Raw genomic sequence first — 20655 nt, 5'->3', positions numbered from 1 at the left:
ACTTCGACGCCCTGGAACAGACCCGGGCCGCCGTCCACGAACTGGCCTACCCGGTGCCGGCCGCGGGTACCGCGCCGAGCCCGGCCGAACTGCGTGCGCACCTGCGCGAGCGGCTGCCGGAGTACATGGTGCCCTCGGCGTTCGTCGTGCTGGACGCGCTGCCGCTGACCGCCAACGGCAAACTGGACCACCGGGCCCTGCCCGCCCCCGACCTCTCCCCGGCGGCCACCGCCCGCGCGCCGCGCACCCCGCGGGAACAGATCCTGTGCGAGCTGTTCGCCGAGGTCCTGGGCGTGGCGTCGGCCGGCGTCGAGGACGGCTTCTTCGACCTGGGCGGGCACTCGCTGCTGGCCACCCGCCTGGCCGCCCGGATCCGCGCGACGCTCGGCGTGGAGATGCCGCTGCGCACCCTGTTCGAGGCGCCGACCCCGGCCGGTCTGGCCGCCGCCCTGGCCGCGGCCGGACCGGCGCAGACCGCCCTGGCACGGCGCGAGCGTCCCGGGACGATCCCGCTGTCGTTCGCGCAGCGGCGGCTGTGGTTCCTGCACCAGCTGGAGGGCGCGAGCGCGAACTACCACATCTCCCTGGCCTGGCGACTGTCCGGGGAACTGGACCGGCGGGCCCTGGAGGCCGCCGTGGCGGACGTGGTGGCCCGGCACGAGAGCCTGCGCACCGTCTTCCCGGCGGTGGACGGCGTGCCGTACCAGCGGGTGCTGGACGCCGTGGCGGCCCGGCCGCGGCTGCTCGTGAGCCGGGCCACCGAGGCCGGGCTGCAGGCCGCGATGGCGGAGGCGAAGGCCCGCCGGTTCGACCTGGCGGTCGATGTGCCCCTGCGTGTCGAGCTGTTCGAGCTGGCGGCGGACGAGCACGTGTTCCAGGTGGTGCTCCACCACATCGCCGGCGACGGCTGGTCGCTGGGCCCGCTCGCCCGGGATCTGACCGCCGCCTACACGGCGCGCCGCCGCGGCGAGGAGCCGCAGTGGGCTCCGCTGCCGGTCCAGTACGCCGACCACACCCTGTGGCAGCACGAGCTGCTCGGCGACGGGGCCGACGAGGACAGCCTGTTCGCCCGCCAGACGGCCTACTGGACGAAGGCGCTGGCCGGACTGCCCGAGCAGCTCCGGCTGCCCGGTGACCGGCCCCGCCCGGCGGTCGCCTCGCACCGGGGCGGCTCCGTGCGCGCCGGGCTGGACGCCGAACTGCACCGCGGGCTGCGCGAGCTCGCCCGCGCCCACGGCACCAGTCTGTTCATGGTGCTCCAGGCAGGGCTCGCGGCGCTGCTGAGCAAGCTCGGCGCGGGCGACGACATCCCGGTCGGCAGCCCGGTCGCGGGCCGGACCGACCAGGCGCAGGACGAGCTGGTCGGCTACTTCGTCAACACCCTGGTCTTCCGTACCGACACCTCGGGCGACCCGACCTTCGCCGAACTGCTGGGCCGGGTCCGGGACACCGCGCTGGCCGGGTACGCGCACCAGGACCTGCCCTTCGAGTACCTGGTCGAGGCCCTCAACCCGGTCCGGTCGCTGGCGCACCATCCGCTGTTCCAGGTCATGCTGGTGCTGCAGAACGCCCCCCGGGCCGACTTCGCGCCGCCCGGGCTGCGCGTCGACGACGTGCCGACGGCGTCGACCACCGCCAAGCTCGACCTGATCTTCACCATGTCCGAGCGGCACGCGCAGGACGGCTCCCCGGCGGGGATCGACGGGTCCGTCGAGTACACCCGCGACCTGTACGACCCGGCCACCGTCGAGACGATGACGGAGCGCTGGGAGCGGCTGCTGCGCGCCGTGGTCGCCGACCCGCAGCGCAGGCTCAGCCGGTTCGGCCTGCTCACCGCCGAGGAGCGCGACGAGCTGACGGCGCTCGGTACCGGCCCGGCGGCCCAGGCCTTCACCGAGAGTCTGCCGGAGCTGTTCCGGGCCCAGGCGCGGGCGACTCCGGACGCCCTCGCACTGGTGGGGCCGGAGGCGCGGCTGACGTACGCGGAGCTGGACGCGCGGGCGAACCGGCTGGCGCACGCGCTGATCGCGCGGGGCGCGGGCCCGGAGCGGCTGGTGGCGGTGGCCCTGCCGAGGTCGGCCGAGCTGGTGGTGACGATCCTCGCGGTGCTGAAGAGCGGCGCCGCGTACGTCCCGGTCGATCCGGAGTACCCGGCCGCCCGGATCGCGTACATGCTCGACGACGCCCGGCCGGTCCTGACGGTGACCGACGCCCGCACCCGCAGCAGGCTGCCGGAGGCGGGTCCCGCCGGATGGCTGGTGGCCGACGACCCGGCGACGGCCGCCCTGCTGGCGGCGTACCCGGCGACGGACCCCGCGGTGGCCGTCGATCAGGACCACCCCGTCTACGTCATCTACACCTCCGGTTCCACCGGCAGGCCCAAGGCCGTGGTGGTGACGCACGGCGGCCTGCGCAACCTGTTCGCGAGCCAGGGTCCGCTGATGTTCCGGACGGGGGAGCGGCTGCGCGTGGGACTGACCACGTCCGTGTCGTTCGACGCCTCCTGCGACCAGATGTGCGCCCTGTACGCCGGCCACGAGCTGCACGTCCTGGACCAGGCGACCTGGTCCGACCCGGAGGCCTACCTCGACTACGCCGCGCGGGCCGGGCTGGACACGGTCGGCGGCACCCCCTCCTATCTGCAAGTCCTCGTCGCGAACGGCCTGTTGGACGACCCGCGATGGCGTCCGTCGCTGGTCGGGCTGGGCGGGGAGGCCGTTCCGGAGCAGCTGTGGGAGCGGTTGCGGGCGGCCGACGGAGTGACCTGCCTGAATTACTACGGGCCGTCCGAGTGCACGGTGGACTCGGTCGCCGCGTCGCTGGAGTCGAGCCCGCGCCCGGTGATCGGCCGGCCGCTCGGCGGCACCCGGCTGCACGTGCTCGACACCGCGCTGCAACCGGTGCCCGCGGGTGTGCCGGGTGAGCTGTACATCGCCGGTGCCGGGCTGGCGCGCGGCTATCTGAACCGGCCGGGGCTGACCGCGGGACGGTTCGTGGCGGACCCGTTCGGACCGGCCGGCACGAGGATGTACCGCACCGGTGACCTGGTGCGGTGGGACGCGGCCGGGAACCTGGAGTTCCTCGGCCGTACCGACGACCAGGTCAAGGTGCGCGGCTTCCGGATCGAGCTCGGCGAGATCGAGGCGGCACTGGCGGAACACCCGCAGGTCGCGCAGGCCGCCGTGACGGTCCGCCAGGACCGGACCGGGGACACCCGCCTGGTCGGCTACGTGGTGCCCGCCACCGGAGCGGAACTCCGGCCGGAGGACCTGCGGGCGCGCCTGCGCGAGCGGCTGCCCGACTACATGGTGCCCGCCGCGTTCGTCCCCCTCGACGTCCTGCCGCTGAACGCCAACGGCAAGCTGGACCGGCGCGCCCTGCCCGAGCCCGAGGCCGGCGGGACACAGGCCGGCCGGGCACCGCACACCCCGCAGGAGCAGGTGCTGGCCGGCCTGTTCGCCGAGGTGCTGGGCGTGTCGCAGGTCGGCGTCGACGACAGCTTCTTCGACCTGGGCGGGCACTCCCTGCTCGCCACCCGGCTGGTGGCCCGGGTCCGAGCGACCCTGGGCGTCGAACTGGCGCTGCACACCCTGTTCCGCACCCCGACGGTGGCCGCGCTGGCCGCCGGGCTGGGCGGCGCTGACCGGGCACGGCTCGCCCTGGTGCGGGCGGAGCGGCCCGTGGGGACGCCCCCGGCCGAGGGCCGGGAGAGGGTGCCGCTGTCGTCCGCCCAGCGGAGGCTGTGGTTCCTGCGCCAGCTGGAGGACGCCGCCTCGGTCTACAACATGCCGCTCGCGTGGCGGCTCTCGGGACCACTGGACCTGGCGGCGCTGGAAGCGGCGCTGGGCGACGTCGTCGACCGGCACGAAACCCTGCGCACGGTCTTCCCGGCCGCGGACGGCGTGCCCCACCAGCGGGTGCTGGCCACCGAAGAAGCGCGCCCGAGGCTGTCGGTCGCCCCGGCCGACGAGCCGGACCTGCCGCACCTGCTGACGGGAGCCGCGGCCCGTGGATTCGACCTCGCCGCCGAACCACCGCTGCGCGCCGAGCTGTTCGCGACGGCACCGGACGAGCACGTGCTGCTCCTGGTGATCCACCACATCGCCGGTGACGGCTGGTCGCTGGGCCCGCTGGCCGCCGACCTGGCCACCGCCTACGCGGCACGTCGCCGGGGCGAGGAACCGCAGTGGGCGCCGCTGCCCGTGCAGTACGCCGACTACACCCTGTGGCAGCGCGAGCTGCTCGGCGATCCGGCCGGGCAGGACAGCCTGTTCGCCCGCCAGCAGGCCTACTGGTGCGAGCAGTTGGCGGACCTGCCGGAGCAGATCCGGCTCCCCGCCGACCGCCCCCGCCCCGCGACCCCCTCCTACTCCGGCGGCCACCTCGCGATCGAGCTGGACGCCGAACTGCACGCCGGTCTGGTCCGGTTGGGCCGGGAGCACGGCGCCAGCGTCTACATGGTGCTGCAGGCCGCCCTGGCGGCGCTGCTGGACAAGCACGGCGCAGGAGAGGACATCCCGGTCGGCAGCCTGATCGCCGGCCGCACCGACCAGGCCCTGGACGACCTCGTCGGCTTCTTCGTCAACACCCTGGTGCTGCGCACCGACACCTCGGGCGACCCGACCTTCGCCGAGCTGCTCGGCCGGGTCCGCGAGCGCGCGCTGGCCGCGTACGCGCACCAGGACCTGCCGTTCGAGCACGTCGTGGAGGCCCTCAACCCGTCCCGGTCGCTCGCCCGTCAGCCGCTGTTCCAGGTGCTGCTCGCGCTCCAGAACGTGCCCCGCACCGAGTTCGCGCTGAGCGGTCTGAGCACCGAGATCGTCCTGGTGCGGACACCGACGGCGATGTTCGACCTCGGCTTCCACCTGCTGGAGCGCGGCGGCACCGGCGGGCCGGCCGAGGGCATCGTCGGGCGGGTCGAGTACAGCACCGACCTCTTCGACCCCGCCACGGTGGAGGCACTGACCGACCGGTGGCTGCGGCTGCTGGCGTCGGTGGTCGCGGAGCCGGACCGGCCGCTGAGCCGGATCGACGTCCTGACCGCCGAGGAGCGGCACGAGCTGCTGGTCGTACGCAACGACACCGCGCGCCAGGTGTCCGACACCACCCTGCCCGCCCTCTTCGAGGCGCAGGTCCGGGCGACCCCGGACGCCCCGGCGGTGGTGTTCGAGGACACCGTGCTGACCTACCGGGAGCTGAACCGCAGGGCCAACCGGCTGGCGCACGCGCTGATCGCCCGCGGGGTGGGGCCGGAGCGGGTCGTCGCCCTGCGGCTGCCGCGCTCCGCCGAGCTGGTGGTCGCCGTCCTCGCGGTGCTCAAGACGGGCGCGGCCTACCTGCCGGTCGACCCGGACTACCCGGCCGCCCGTATCGCGTACATGCTGGACGACGCCCGGCCGGCCGTGGTGCTCGACGACCTCGCGGCCGTCACACCGCAGGGGCAGCTGCCGGAGCACGATCCGGCCGTCCCCGTGGACCCGCGGCACCCGGCCTACGTCATCTACACCTCGGGTTCCACCGGCCGCCCCAAGGCCGTGGTGATGCCCGCCGCCGGGCTGCTGAACCTGCTGGCCTGGCACCACCGGTCCGTCGGCGGCGAACCCGGCACCCGTACCGCGCAGTTCACCGCGATCAGCTTCGACGTCTCGGTGCAGGAGACGCTCTCCGCGCTGCTGTACGGCAAGACCCTCGTGGTGCCCACCGAGGAACAGCGCCGCAGCGCCGAGCTGTTCGCCCGCTGGCTGGACCGGCACGGCGTCGAGGAGCTGTTCGCGCCCAACCTGGTGATCGAGGCGCTGGCCGAGGCCGCCGAGGAGGCCGGTCTCGAACTGCCGAGGCTGCGGATGGTCGCGCAGGCCGGCGAGGCGATGCGCCTCGGCGCCGCCGTACGCCGCCTCCAGGCCCGTCGACCGGACCGGGAGCTGCACAACCACTACGGCCCCGCCGAGACCCATGTGATCACCGCCTACCCGCTGCCGGCCGACCCCGCCGACTGCCCGCTGCCCGTGCCGATCGGCGTGCCGATCACCAACTGCCGGGCGTACGTGCTGGACAAGGCCCTGCGACCGGTCGCCCCCGGCGTGCTGGGCGAGCTGTACCTCGCCGGGACGGGACTCGCCCGCGGTTACCTGAACCGGCCCGGACTCACCGCCACCCGGTTCGTCGCCAGCCCCTACGGTCCGGCCGGCGCGCCGATGTACCGCACCGGTGACCTGGTGCGCTGGCGCGCCGACGGCGAGCTGGAGTTCGCGGGCCGGGTGGACCACCAGGTGAAGATCCGCGGGTTCCGGGTCGAGCCGGGCGAGATCGAGGCCGAGCTGGCCGCGCACCCGGGCGTCGCCCAGGTCGCGGTGCTCGCCCGGCAGGAGCGGCTCGTCGCGTACGTCGTCCCCCCGGCCCAGGCCGGGACGACCGCGGCGGCGCTGGCGGCGTACCTGCGCGACCGGGTGCCGGACCATCTGGTGCCGTCCGCGTTCGTGCTGCTCGACGCGCTGCCGCTGACACCGAACGGGAAGCTGGACCGGGCCGCGCTGCCCGCGCCCGAGCAGGTGACCACGGCGGCAGGCCGGGCGCCGCGCACGCCGCAGGAGCAGATCCTGTGCGAGCTGTTCGCCGAGGTCCTCGGCGTGCCACGGGTCGGGGTCGACGACGACTTCTTCGACCTGGGCGGGCACTCCCTGCTCGCCACCCGCCTGGTCTCGCGCGTCCGGGCGACCCTCGGGGTCGAGCTGGAGCTGCGCAACCTGTTCCGGGCGCCGACGCCCGCCGGGATCGCGGCCGGGCTGCACGCCGCCGGTACCGCGCGGCAGGCCCTGGTGCCCCGGCCCCGCCCCGAGCCGATGCCGCTGTCGTTCGCCCAGCGCAGGCTCTGGTTCCTCCAGCAGTTCGGGGCGCCCGGCGCCACATACCACATGCCGCTCGCCCTGCGGCTGACCGGCGACCTCGACCGGGCCGCGCTGAGCACCGCGCTCGCGGACGTCGTGGCCCGGCACGAGACCCTGCGCACGGTCTTCCCGCACACCGCCGGAGTCCCGTACCAGCGGGTGCTCGACACCACCGAGGCCGCCGTGCCGTTGACCGTACGCGCGGCCGACGAGGCGGAGATCCCCGCGCTGCTGCGCGAGGCGGCGGTCCGGGCCTTCGACCTGACCCGCGAAGTACCGCTGCGGGCGGAGCTGTTCGCACTCGCGCCGGACGAGCACGTGCTGCTGCTGGTCATGCACCACATCGTCGGGGACGGCTGGTCCATGGGCCCGCTGGCCCGTGACCTGGCCACCGCCTACACCACCCGGCAGGGCGGCGGGGCGCCGGCCTGGCCGCCGCTGCCGGTGACATACGGCGACTACACCCTGTGGCAGCACGAGATCCTCGGCGACGAGCACGACACGGAGAGCGTGTTCGCCCGCCAGGTCGCCCACTGGACCGAGGCGCTGGGCGGGCTGCCCGAGCAGTTGCAGCTGCCCGCCGACCGGCCGCGCCCGGCCGCCATGTCCTACGGCGGCGACCTGCTGGAACTCCGGATCGACGGCGAACTCCACGCGACGCTGGTGGAGTTGGCGCGCCGCTCGGGAGCGACCCTGTTCATGGTGCTCCAGGCGGCGCTGGCGGCGCTGTACACGCGGCTGGGTGCGGGCACCGACATCCCGATCGGCTCCCCGGTCGCGGGGCGTACCGACGAGGCGCTGGACGATCTGGTCGGGTTCTTCATCAACACGCTGGTGCTGCGCACCGACACGAGTGGTGATCCGACGTTCGCCGAGCTGCTGGGGCGGGTGCGGGAGACGGCGCTGTCGGCGTACGCGCACCAGGACGTGCCGTTCGAGCACCTGGTGGAGGTGCTCAATCCGTCCCGCTCGCTGTCCCACCACCCGCTGTTCCAGACCGGGCTGGTCGTGCAGAACGCGCCGGGCGGCGACTTCGAGCTGCCGGGTCTGCGGGTCTCCGGGGTGAGCGTGCGCACCGGGACCGCGCGGCTCGACCTGACCTTCGGATTCGCGGAGGAGTACGGGCCCGACGGATCGCCGGCCGGGATCGGCGGTGCCGTCGAGTACAGCACCGACCTGTTCGACCGCCCGACGGTGGAGGCACTGGTCGCCCGGTGGACGAGGCTGCTGGCCGCGGTCGCCGCCGAACCCGACCGGCCGATCGGCGGGATCGACCTGCTGTCCGACGGGGAGCGTCGCGAGTTGCTGCCCGCCGTCGAGGGCGGGGCGGCCGGGGTGAGCCTGCCGGAGATGTTCGCGGCGCAGGTGGTGGCGACCCCGGACGCGGTCGCGCTCGTCTGCGGAGAGGTCGAGTTGACGTACCGTCAACTCGATGTGCGGGCGAACCGGTTCGCGCATGCGCTGATCGCGCGGGGGGTCGGTCCTGAGGGGACCGTGGCGGTGGCTTTGCCACGTTCGGTGGAGTCCGTGGTGGCGGTGCTGGGCGTGCTGAAGGCCGGGGCCGCGTATCTGCCGGTGGATCCGGCGTATCCGCAGGCGCGGATCGCGTTCATGCTGGACGACGCGCGGCCCACGGTGGTGATCGACGACCCGGCGACGGTGAGCGAGGGAGACTGGCCGGACACCGATCCCGCGGTCGCGCTCGACGTCCGGCATCCGGCCTACGTGATCTACACCTCGGGCTCGACCGGCCGTCCCAAGGGTGTCGTGGTGAGTCATGCCGGTGTGTCGGGTCTGGTGGCGGCGCAGGTCGAGCGGCTCGGCGTGGCGCCCGGCAGCCGGGTGCTGCAGTTCGCCTCGCCCAGCTTCGACGCGGCCTTCTGGGACCTGTGCAGTGCGGTGCTCACCGGCGCCGCGCTCGTGCTGGCCCCGGCCGAGGCCCCGCTGGACGCCCTGACCGACCGCGGGCTCGGCATCACCCATGTGACGCTTCCCCCCTCGGCCCTGACCGCGGTGGAGAGCGCCGACCTCACCGCCACCACGCTGGTGGTGGCGGGCGAGGCCTGTGCGCCCGAGCTGGTGGCCCGGTGGGCGCCCGGCCGGCGGATGATCAACGCGTACGGCCCGACCGAGACGACGGTGTGCGCGACCATGAGCGCCCCGCTGTCCCCGGGGACCGGCGTGCCGCCGATCGGCCGGTCGGTCGCGGGCTTCGGGGTGTACGTCCTCGACGAGCGGCTGCGGATCGTGCCGCCCGGGGTGACGGGAGAGCTGTACGTCGCGGGACCCGGCCTGGCGCGCGGGTACCTGAACCGGCCCGGCCTGACCGCCGGTCGGTTCGTGGCCTGCCCGTTCGGCCCGGCGGGTGCGCGCATGTACCGCACGGGTGACCTGGTACGCAGGCGCGGTGACGGCGACCTGGAGTACGTCGGCCGTGCCGACGACCAGGTGAAGGTGCGCGGCTTCCGCATCGAACTCGGTGAGGTCGAGGCCGCCCTGGCCGAGCACCCCGCCGTCGCCCAGGCCGCCGTCCTCGCCCGGGACGACCGGCTCGTCGGCTACGCCGCGGCGCGCCCCGGCACGGTGGTGCGCCCGGCGGAGCTGACGGCGTACCTGCGCGACCGGCTGCCCGACTACCTGGTGCCGGCCGTCTTCCTGGTGCTGGACGTGCTGCCGCTGACGCCGAACGGGAAGCTGGACCGGGCGGCGCTGCCCGCCCCCGACCCCGGCGCGGCCGAGGCAGGCCGGGCGCCGCGCACCCCGCAGGAGCAGATCCTGTGCGAGCTGTTCGCCGAGGTGCTGGGCGTGCCACGGGTCGGGGTCGACGACGACTTCTTCGACCTGGGCGGGCACTCGCTGCTCGCCACCCGGCTGACCGCGCGGGTGCGTTCGGTGCTCGGGGTGGAGCTGGGGCTGCGTGCGCTGTTCCTGGCGCCCACGGTGGAGGGCCTGGCCGAGGCGCTGGCCGGGGCAGGTCACGCCCGCCCGGCGCTGACCGCGCACGAGCGGCCGGAAGCGGTGCCGCTGTCCTTCGCCCAGCGCCGGCTCTGGTTCCTGCACCGCATGGACGCCGCCGCCGCGACCTACCACATCCCGCTGGCGCTCCAGCTGACCGGAACGCTCGACCGGGCGGCGCTGGACGAGGCGCTGGCCGACGTGGTGGCCCGGCACGAGAGTCTGCGGACGGTCTTCCCGGAGGCCGACGGCGTACCGTGCCAGCGCGTCCTGGACCCGGCCGAGGCCCGGCCCCGGGCGGGGCTGACCGAGGTGTCGGAGAACGAACTCTTCGAGCGGCTCGCCGAGTTCGCCCGACGTCCCTTCGATCTGGAGGCCGAAGCGCCCCTGCGGGCGGAGCTGTTCGCACTCGCGCCGGACGAGCACGTGCTGCTGCTGGTGATGCACCACATCGCCGGTGACGGCTGGTCCACCGGCCCGCTGGCCCGCGACCTGGCCGAGGCGTACGCCGCCCGGTGCGAGGGCCGTGCGCCGCACCGGCCGGCCCTGCCGGTGCAGTACGCGGACTACACGCTGTGGCAGCGCGAACTGCTCGGCGACGCCACCGACCCGCAGAGCCGGTTCGCGGAACAACTCGCCTACTGGAAGCGTCAGTTGTCAGGCCTGCCGGAGCTGCTCCAGCTGCCCGCCGACCGTCCGAGGCCGGCCGTCGCCGGCTGGCGCGGGGACCACGTCGGCCTGGAGCTGAGCCCCGAACTGCACACCGCCCTGGTGGAGTTGGCCCGGAAGTCGGGCGCGAGCCTGTTCATGGTGCTCCAGGCGGCGCTGGCGGCGCTGTACACGCGGCTGGGTGCGGGTACCGACATCCCGATCGGCTCTCCGATCGCGGGGCGTACCGACGAGGCGCTGGACGATCTGGTCGGGTTCTTCATCAACACGCTGGTGCTGCGCACCGACACCAGCGGCGACCCGAGCTTCGCCGAGCTGCTGGGGCGGGTGCGGGAGACGGCGCTGTCGGCGTACGCGCACCAGGACGTGCCGTTCGAGCACCTGGTGGAGGTGCTCAACCCGTCCCGCTCGCTGTCCCACCACCCGCTGTTCCAGACCATCCTGGCCGTGCAGAACGCTCCGATGGGCCGGTTCTCGCTGCCCGGCCTGGACGTCAGCACCTACGCGGTGGCCACCGGGACCGCCAAGTTCGACCTCGGCGTGAGCCTCGTCGAACAGTTCGCCCCGGACGGCAGCCCGGCGGGCATCGCCGGCGCGGTGGAGTACGCCACCGACCTGTTCGACCGCCCGACGGTCGAGGCGCTCACGGCGCGCTGGACGCGCCTGCTGGAGACGGTCACCGCCGACCCGGACCGGCCGATCGGCCGGATCGAGCTCCTCGACGCCGACGAGCGGCACCGTCTGCTGGAGCAGGGCAACGCGACCGCCCGCGAGGTGGCGGCCGTCCCGGTGCCGCAGGCGTTCGCGGCGCAGGTGGTGGCGACCCCGGACGCGGTCGCGCTCGTCAGCGGAGAGGTCGAGTTGACGTACCGTCAACTCAATGTGCGGGCGAACCGGTTCGCGCATGCGCTGATCGCGCGGGGGGTCGGTCCTGAGGGGACCGTGGCGGTGGCTTTGCCGCGTTCGGTGGAGTCCGTGGTGGCGGTGCTGGGTGTGCTGAAGGCCGGGGCCGCGTATCTGCCGGTGGATCCGGCGTATCCGCAGGCGCGGATCGCGTTCATGCTGGACGACGCGCGGCCCATGGTGGTGGTCGACGACCCGGCGACGGTGAGCGAGGGAGACTGGCCGGACACCGATCCCGCGGTCGCGCTCGACGTCCGGCACCCGGCCTACGTGATCTACACCTCGGGCTCCACCGGACGCCCCAAGGGCGTCGTGGTCGCCCACGGCGGCGTCGCGAGCCTGGTCGCCGCGCAGATCGAGCGCTTCGCGATCGAACCCGGCAGCCGGGTGCTCCAGTTCGCCTCGCCCAGCTTCGACGCCTCGGTGTCGGAGATCTACACCGCCCTGCTGCGCGGCGCGGCCCTGGTGCTGCCCCCGACGGCGGACCCGGTGGCCGCGCTGGCCGACCGGGACCTCGCGGTCACCCACGTGACCGTGCCCCCGTCCGTCCTCGCCGCCGTGCCGGAGGGCTCGGTGCAGGTGTCGACGCTGGTGGTGGCTGGTGAGGCGTGCCCGCCGGAACTGGTGGACCGCTGGGCACCCGGACGCCGGTTGATCAACGCGTACGGCCCGACCGAGACGACGGTGTGCGCGACCATGAGCGCCCCGCTGTCCCCGGGGACGGGCGTGCCGCCGATCGGCCGTCCGATCGCCAACACCCGGGTGTATGTGCTGGACGAGCGGCTGCGGCCGGTGCCCGCGGGTGTGGCGGGCGAGCTGTACGTCGCGGGCGCGGGACTGGCGCGCGGCTACCTGAACCGGACGGGTCTGACCGCCGGACGGTTCGTCGCCTGCCCGTTCGGGACCGGTGAGCGCATGTACCGCACCGGAGACCTGGTGCGCTGGCTGGGTGACGGCGAGCTGGAGTACGTCGGCCGTGCCGACGACCAGGTGAAGGTGCGCGGCTTCCGCATCGAGCCCGGCGAGGTCGAGGCGGCCCTGGCCGAGCACCCTGCCGTCGCCCGGGCCGCCGTCCTCGCCCAGGACGACCGGCTCGTCGGCTACGTCGTACCGCAGCAGGACGACGCCCGCGACAGCGACCTGGAAGCGGACCACGTGGGCGAGTGGCAGGACATCTACGACGCCCTGCCCATCACCCCCGAGGAGGCCGGGTTCGGCCAGAACTTCGTCGGCTGGAACAGCAGTTACGACGCCAGCCCCATCCCGGTCGAGCAGATGCGCCAGTGGCGGGACGCCACCGTGGCCCGCATCCTGGCCCTGCGCCCCCGCCGGGTGCTGGAGGTCGGTGTCGGCACCGGACTGCTGCTCTCGCAGATCGCACCGCACTGCGAGTCCTACTGGGCGACGGACTTCTCCGCCACCGCGGTCGACGCGCTGAGCGCGCAGGTCGCCCGGCAGGACGGTCTGGCCGAGCGCGTCGTGCTGCAGACCCGCCCGGCGCACGACACCGACGGCCTGCCCGCCGGGCGGTTCGACACCATCGTGATCAACTCGGTGGTGCAGTACTTCCCGTCCGCCGACTACCTCGCGGACGTGATCGGGAAGCTGATGCGGCTGCTCGCCCCCGGCGGCACGCTCTTCGTCGGCGACGTCCGCAACCTGCGGCTGCTGCGTCCGCTGGCCACCGCGGTCCAGCTGCACCGGGCCGCTGCGGACGGCGACCTCGCGGCCGTGCGCCGCGCGGTGGAGCAGGCCGTCCGGGTGGAGAAGGAACTCCTGGTCGACCCGGACTTCTTCACCGCCCTGCGGGAGCGCGGCACGGACATCGGCGCGGTGGCCGTGGAGGTCAAGCGCGGCCACCACCACAACGAACTGACCCGCTACCGCTACGACGTGACGCTGCACAAGGCCCCGGCCGCCCCGGCGGACCCGGACCGGACGGCCGACCTGGAGTGGGGGCGGCAGGTCGCCTCACTGGCCGAGCTGCGCGAACTCCTCGCCCGGCCGCACGCCGACGTGCTGCGGATCAGCGGGGTGCCGAACCGCCGGGTGCTGCGCGAGGCCGCCCTCTCCCGCGCGGTGCACGACGGCGACGGCTCGCTCGCCGAGCTGCTGGAGCGGCTGCACGGCCCGGACGAGAGCGACCTTCCCGACCCGGAGGACTTCTGGGCCCTCGGGCGGGAGTTCGACCGCTGGGTGGGCGTCACCTGGTCGGCCGGCGCGGCCGACGCCGTGGACGTCGTCCTCGCCGACCCGCGGGCGCAGCACGGCCGCCCGGTCGAGCCGTACCGGCCGGCCCGGACCGCCGACCGGCCGCTGTCGTCGCTGACCAACCGCCCGACCGGCAGCCGGGGCACCGGTGCCCTCATCGGCGAACTCCGCGCCTGGCTGCGCGGGCGGCTGCCCGACTACCTGATCCCGTCGGCGTTCGTGGCGCTGGAGACCCTGCCGCTGACGGCCAGCGGCAAGCTCGACCGCCGCGCGCTGCCCGCGCCCGACCTCGGCCCGGCCGGAGCCGGGCGGGCCCCGCGCACCCCGCAGGAACAGCTCCTCGCCGGGCTGTTCGCCGAGGTGCTGGGCCTGGCCCAGGTCGGCGTCGAGGACAGCTTCTTCGACCTGGGCGGACACTCGCTGCTGGCGACCCGCCTGGCCTCCCGCGTCCGGGCGACCCTCGGCGCGGAGCTCGAGGTCCGGACGCTGTTCGAGACGCCGACCGTGGCCGGACTCGCGGCCCGCCTCGACGGTTCCGGCACGGCGCGGCCCGCGCTGACCGCCCGGCCGCACACCGTCGGGGCACCTCCCGGCCGTGACGGTCGGGGGAGCGTGGAGCTGTCCTTCGCCCAGCGCCGCCTGTGGTTCCTGCACCGGATGGACGGGCCGAGCGCCACCTACAACATGCCGCTCGCGCTGAGCCTGACCGGCGTGCTCGACCGCCCGGCCCTGCACGCGGCCCTGGCGGACGTGATCGCCCGGCACGAGAGCCTGCGGACCGTCTTCCGCGAGACGGACGGCGTGCCGTACCAGGTGGTGCTGAGCGCCGAGCAGGCGCGCCCGGAGCTGCCGGTGACCGAGCTCGACGAGAGCCGGCTGGCCGAGCGGCTGGCGCAGACGGCTCGGCGTGGCTTCGACCTGGCGGCCGAGCCGCCCGTCCGGGCGGAGCTGTACGCGCTCGCGCCCGACCGGCACGTGCTGCTGGTCGTGGTGCACCACATCGCCGCCGACGGCTGGTCGATGGGTCCGCTCTCCGGCGACCTCGCGGCCGCCTACACGGCGCGCTGCCGCGGCGAGGAGCCGCAGTGGTCCCCGCTGCCGGTGCAGTACGCCGACTACACGCTGTGGCAGCGCGAACTCCTCGGCGACACCACCGACCCGGACAGCCTGTTCGCCCGGCAACTGGGCTATTGGAAGCAGGAGTTGGCGGGCATTCCGCAGCAGGTGCAGCTGCCCGCCGACCGGCCCCGGCCGCCGGTTGCCTCCCAGCGGGGCAGCCGGGTCGTGGTCCGGCTGGACCCCGAACTGCACCAGGCGCTGCGGGACCTGGCCGCCGCGCGCGGCGCCAGCATGTTCATGGTGCTCCAGGCGGGTCTCGCCGCGCTGCTCACCCGGCTCGGCGCCGGAACCGACATCCCGATCGGCAGCCCGATCGCGGGCCGTACCGACCAGGCGCTGGACGAGCTCGTCGGCTTCTTCGTCAACACCCTGGTGCTGCGCACCGACACCAGTGGCGACCCCGGCTTCGCCGAACTGCTCGGCCGGGTGCGGCAGAAGGCGCTCGCCGCGTATGACCACCAGGACGTGCCGTTCGAGTACCTGGTCGAGGTGGTGAACCCGGCCCGGTCGCTGTCGCACCACCCGCTGTTCCAGATCATGCTGGCCCTGCAGAACGCGCCGGTGGGCGAGTTCGCGCTGCCGGGTCTGGAGACCGCCCACCTGGAGGCGTCGACCGGGACCTCGCGGGTCGACCTGACGTTCAGCCTGGCCGAGCAGTTCCGCCCGGACGGCGGCCCCGACGGTCTGGTCGGCGCGGTGGAGTACGCCACCGACCTGTTCGAACCGGCCACCGTGGAGCTGCTGTTCGAGCGCTGGGCACGGTTGCTGCGCGCGGCGGCCGCCGACCCGGGCCGGCCGATCAGCGGGATCGACATCATGTCCGGCCAGGAACGCCGACGGCTGCTGTCCGACTCCACCGGCGCCGCGTTCGCGCTGCCGGAGGCCGCGCTGCCGGAGCTGTTCGCCCGCCAGGTGCGCGCCACCCCGGACGCGGTGGCCGTCGTTGCGGGCGCCACCGAGCTGACCTACCGGGAGCTCGACCGGCGGTCCAACCGTCTCGCGCGGGCCCTGGTGCGCCGGGGCGTACGGCCGGAGACACCGGTCGCGGTGCTGCTGGACCGCTCGGCCGACCTCGTCGTGGCGCTGCTGGCGATCATCAAGGCGGGCGGCGCCTACGCGCCCCTCGACTCGCGCTTCCCGCAGTCCCGGATCGACCTGATCCTGGAGGAGGCCGGGGCCGCGCTGGTGCTCACCGAGGACGTGCTGACCGCGCTGACCGAGGGTGAGCCCGACGCGTCCGACCTCGAAGTGCCGTGCAGCTCGGATCAGTTGGCGTACGTGATGTACACCTCCGGCTCGACCGGCCGGCCGAAGGGGGTGGCCGTCACCCACCGCGACGTGGTGGGCCTCGCGCTCACCCCCGAGTACCACGGCGGCGGACACGAGCGGGTGCTGATGCACTCCCCGACCGCCTTCGACCTCTCGACCTACGAGCTGTGGGTGCCGCTGCTCAACGGCGGCCGGATCGTGGTCGCCCCGCCCGAGCGGCTCGACCTCGACCTGCTGCAGCACACGATCAGCACGCACGGGGTGACCGGACTGTGGCTGACGGCCGGCCTGTTCCGCCTCGTCGCCGAGGAGCGGCCGGGCCTGCTCGCGGGGGTGCGCGAGGTGTGGACCGGCGGTGACGTGGTCTCCCCGGCCGCCGTCGCCCGGGTCCTGGAGGCCTGCCCCGACGTCGAGGTGGTCAACGGCTACGGGCCCACCGAGGCCACGACCCTGGCCACCTGCCACTCGGTGGACGGCCTCCCCGAGAACGCCGCGACCGTGCCGATCGGCGGACCGATGGCGAACATGCGCGCCTATGTGCTCGACGACCGTCTGCGGCCGGTGCCCACCGGCCTGGTCGGCGAGCTGTACCTCGCGGGGACGGGCGTGGCCCGCGGCTACCTCGGCCGCCCCGGCCTGACGGCGGAGCGCTTCACCGCCGACCCGTACGGGCCGCCCGGGAGCCGGATGTACCGCACCGGTGACCTGGCGTGGTGGCCGGCCGAGGGGACACTGGAGTTCGCCGGCCGGACCGACCACCAGGTCAAGCTCCGCGGCCTGCGGATCGAGCCCGGCGAGATCGAGGCGATCCTCGCGAGCTGCCCGGGCGTCGCCCAGGCGGCCGTCGTCGCCCGCGAGGACCGGCCCGGCGACAAGCGCCTTGTGGCCTACCTGGTGCCCGCCCCCGAGGGCGTGCCCGAGACGGGCGAGCTGTCCGGGCGGCTGCGCCGGGAACTGCCCGACTACATGGTCCCGTCGGCGTTCGTCGCCCTGGACGCGCTGCCGCTGACCGCCAACGGCAAGCTGGACCGGGCCGCCCTGCCCGCCCCCGAGTACGGGGCGCCGGGCACCGGCCGCGGCCCCCGGACGCCGCGGGAGCAGCTGCTGTGCGACCTCTTCGCCGAGGTCCTCGGACGGGAACAGGTGCGCATCGACGACAACTTCTTCGATCTGGGCGGGCACTCGCTGCTGGCCGCCCGCCTGACCTCCCGCGTCCGCGAGACCCTCGGCCTGGAGCTCGGCCTGCGCATGCTGTTCGAGGCACCGACCGTGGCCGGTCTCACCGAGCGCCTGGTCATGGACAACCCCGACGACGCGCTGGACGTGGTGCTGCCGCTGCGTTCGACCGGGACCGGCACACCGCTGTTCTGCATCCACCCCGGCGGCGGCATCAGCTGGTCGTACAGCGGGCTGCTGAACCACATCGGTCCGGATCACCCGGTCTACGCGATCCAGGCGCGGGGCCTCGGCCGCCCCGAACCCCTGCCGACGTCCGTAGAGGAGATGGCGGCCGACTACGCCGACCAGATCCGCAAGATCCAGTCCGAGGGCCCGTACCTGCTGCTCGGCTGGTCCGCCGGCGGGCTGATCGCCCACGCGATCGCCTGCGAGCTGCAGGCACGCGGCGAGCGGACCGCGCTGCTCGCCATCCTCGACGCCTACCCGGTGAAGGACGTGCAGTTCGAGGAGACGCCCGTGCCCACCGAGCGGGACGTGCTCGTCGGCGTGCTCGACGTCGACCCGGACGAACTGGGCGACCGGGAGCTGACCTACGCCGAGGTCGCCGAGGTCCTGAACCGGCGGGGCAGCGCGCTCCAGGGCCTGACGGAGCAGCAGATCGAGGTCATCGTCCACATCATGATCAACAACGCGAAGCTGGCGGTCGACTTCGTCCCCGGCGGGTTCGACGGCGACCTGCTGCTGTTCAACTCGACGATCGACCGCGACGGGGACGACGCCGGGCCCGAGACCTGGCGCCCGTACATCGCGGGCCGGATCGAATCGCACGAGATCACCACCCGGCACAACCGGATGACCGAAGCCGGCTCGCTGGCCCAGATCGGACCGATCCTGGCCGCCCGCCTCGCCGAGGCCACCGGTGACACCACCCTTACCCACCAGGAGGACTGACCCATGACCAACCCGTTCGAGGACCAGGACGGCACCTTCCTCGTGCTCGTCAACGACGAGAACCAGCACTCGCTGTGGCCGCAGTTCGCGGACGTCCCCGACGGCTGGAACGTCGTCCACGGACCCGACACCCACGCCGCCTGCCTGGAGTACGTCGAGCGGAACTGGACCGACATGCGGCCCAGGAGCCTCGCCGACGCCATGAACGCCCAGCGGTAGCGCGGCTCGCAGTGACTCCGACCGACACCACCGACGAGGCCCGCGACAGCGCGGGCCTCGCCCGGTCCGACGACCTCGCCGCGGCCCTGCTCACGCCCGAGGCCCGCCGGGACCCGTACCCGTTCTACGCCCGCATGCGCCGCGAGGACCCGGTCCACCGCAGCGCCCAGGGCATCTGGTACCTCACCCGGTACGCCGACGTCGAGGCCGCCCTGGGCGACCTGCGGCTGTCCAACGACCGGGACCGGATGACCCGCGCCTACAGTGCGCTCGGCGGCGACCTCAAGGCCTTCAGCCGGCTCACCGACCGGCTCGGCCGGGTGATGAGCAACACCGACCCGCCGGACCACGGCCGGCTGCGCAGACTCGCCAACCGCGCCTTCACCGCCCGGCGCGTCGAGGCGCTGCGCGACGGCATCCAGCGGATCGTCGACCAGCTGATCGACCGGGCCGTCCAGGCCGGGCCGTCCATGGACCTGCTCGAGACGGTCGCCTCCCCGCTGCCGATGTCCGTCGTCTGCGAGCTCTTCGGCATCCCCGCCGAGGACATCCCGCAGGTCAAGAGCTGGTTCCACCGCTTCGGCCGGCTCAGCGAGGACATCGACAAGTCCGAGACGGCGATCGAGCAGTACGAGGAGTACCTCGCCCGGCTCGTCCGGCAGCGCCGGGCCGACCCCGGCGACGACCTCATCAGCGCCCTGGTCGCCACCCAGGCACAGGACGACCGGCTCACCGACTCCGAACTGCTGGCCACCTGCTTCGTCCTGATCACCGCGGGCGACGAGACCACCACCCACCTGGTCGGCAACGGCATGCTCGCCCTGCTGCGCCACCCCGACCAGCTGGCCCGGCTGCGTGAGGATCCGGCGCTGGTCCGCATCGCCGTGGACGAACTCGCCCGCTACGACACACCGACCCAGGCGATCGTCCGGGTCGCCGCCGAGGACGTCGCGATCGGCGGGCGGACGCTGCGCGAGGGCGAGCTGGCCTACCTGTTCCTCGCCGCGACCAACCGGGATCCCGAGCGCTTCGAGGAACCCGACCGGCTCGACCTGACCCGCCCCGGCAACCGGAACCTCAGCTTCGGCAACGGCCCGCACTTCTGCCTCGGCGGCCCGCTGGCCAAGCTCCAGGCGGAGGTGGCCGTCGGCACGCTGATCCGCCGGCTCCCGCACCTGCGGCTCGCCGACGGCGCGGTCCTCGACTGGCGGCCCAACCCGCTGCAACGGCGGCTCACCGCGCTTCCGCTCACCTACTGACACCTGAACGACGACGAAGGAGAACTGACCATGGCCCGAGAGTTCGAGGTCCGCCGGGAACAGGACCTGCCCGCCACGCCCGAACAGGTCTGGGACGCGGTCGCCACCGGCGCCGGCAACCTCGGCTGGCTGTACCCGATGGAGGTCGAGCCGCGCGTCGGCGGAAAGGTCACCCGGGCCGGCGGCACCGTCGTGGCCTGGGAGCCGCCGAGCCACTTCGCCGTGCGGGTGACCATGGACGACGGGTTCTCCAACACGCTCACCTACCGGATCGAGCCGCTCGACGACGGGACCAGCCATCTGCGGATGGGGATCCACTGGGTGCACACGGGAGTCGTCGACGAGCACTGGGACACCAAGGCGGACGCGGCCGAGAAGCACGTCGACTTCTACCAGCACTCCCTGCCCGAGTACCTGAGGCACTTCGCCGGCCGCCCCGCCGTCTACGTCAAGGCCGCCCGCGCCGAGCGCACCGACGACCCCGCCGACTACGCCGCGCTGCGCCGCCGCCTCGGCCTCGCCGACGGCACGGCCGTCGGCGACCGGCTCTCGCTCGACCTCCCGGGCACGGACGGCGGCTCGACGGAGGTGGTCGTGGACTGGCTGGACCGCGACTTCCTCGGCCTGCGGGGCCCGGACGCGCTGTACCGGTTCTTCAACGGCAGCTCCTGGAACTGGCCGATCTGGCTGGGCCACCACCTGTTCGCCGCGGACACGGACGAGGAGCTGGCCACCAAGGCCTGGAACACCTGGCTCAACGGCGCCTGACCCCGTCGTACGACACAACCGAAGGACCTCTGGTGGAAACACTGCTCTACGCCGCCGAACTCGTCCGGGAGGACGGCGCCTACAAGCTCGTGGTGCAGGACGTGGTGCGGGACACGGTCCAGGTCACCCCGGTTCCCGAATCCGCGGTGGCCAAGCTCCCGACCTTTCTGTCGGTGCTGAGTTCCAAGCTCGGCCCGGCCCCGGCCCGCGGTCGCCGGTAGACCGCGGCCGCCTTCACGGGGCCGGTGCCGTCCGGTGGCCGACGCGCC

General features: G+C 74.1%; 5 protein-coding genes. All 5 read left to right on the top strand.

Annotated elements, in window-relative coordinates:
* Positions 1–18140: non-ribosomal peptide synthase/polyketide synthase (locus ABT085_RS26260; protein ID WP_502982808.1), on the top strand; the 18140-nt coding region annotated here is incomplete at its 5' end.
* 3 nt (positions 18141–18143) lie between these two features.
* Positions 18144–18359: an MbtH family protein gene (locus tag ABT085_RS26255; RefSeq protein ID WP_351612664.1), complete on the top strand. Its 216-nt coding sequence runs from the start codon at positions 18144–18146 to the stop codon at positions 18357–18359.
* A gap of 11 nt (positions 18360–18370) precedes the next feature.
* Positions 18371–19618, top strand: coding sequence for a cytochrome P450 (locus tag ABT085_RS26250; RefSeq protein WP_351612662.1), 1248 nt, complete (start codon positions 18371–18373; stop codon positions 19616–19618).
* A gap of 30 nt (positions 19619–19648) precedes the next feature.
* The gene (locus tag ABT085_RS26245; protein ID WP_351612660.1) at positions 19649–20386 is read left to right on the top strand and encodes an SRPBCC family protein; all 738 of its coding nucleotides are present in this window, start codon (positions 19649–19651) and stop codon (positions 20384–20386) included.
* Positions 20387–20418: 32 nt separating this feature from the next.
* On the top strand, positions 20419–20607 hold the full coding sequence (locus ABT085_RS26240; RefSeq protein ID WP_351612657.1) for a hypothetical protein: 189 nt from the start codon (positions 20419–20421) through the stop codon (positions 20605–20607).
* The last annotated feature ends 48 nt before the right edge of the window (positions 20608–20655 follow it).

This window comes from Streptomyces sp. NPDC002265 (assembly GCF_040296125.1).
Lineage (GTDB): Bacteria > Actinomycetota > Actinomycetes > Streptomycetales > Streptomycetaceae > Streptomyces.
This window is presented reverse-complemented; position numbering and strand designations above follow the sequence as displayed.

Excerpts from the sequence above, each read along its gene's own strand:
- ABT085_RS26255 (WP_351612664.1), top strand. The coding sequence starts at position 18,144 with ATGACCAACCCGTTCGAGGACCAGGACGGCACCTTCCTCGTGCTCGTC.
- ABT085_RS26245 (WP_351612660.1), top strand. The coding sequence starts at position 19,649 with ATGGCCCGAGAGTTCGAGGTCCGCCGGGAACAGGACCTGCCCGCCACG.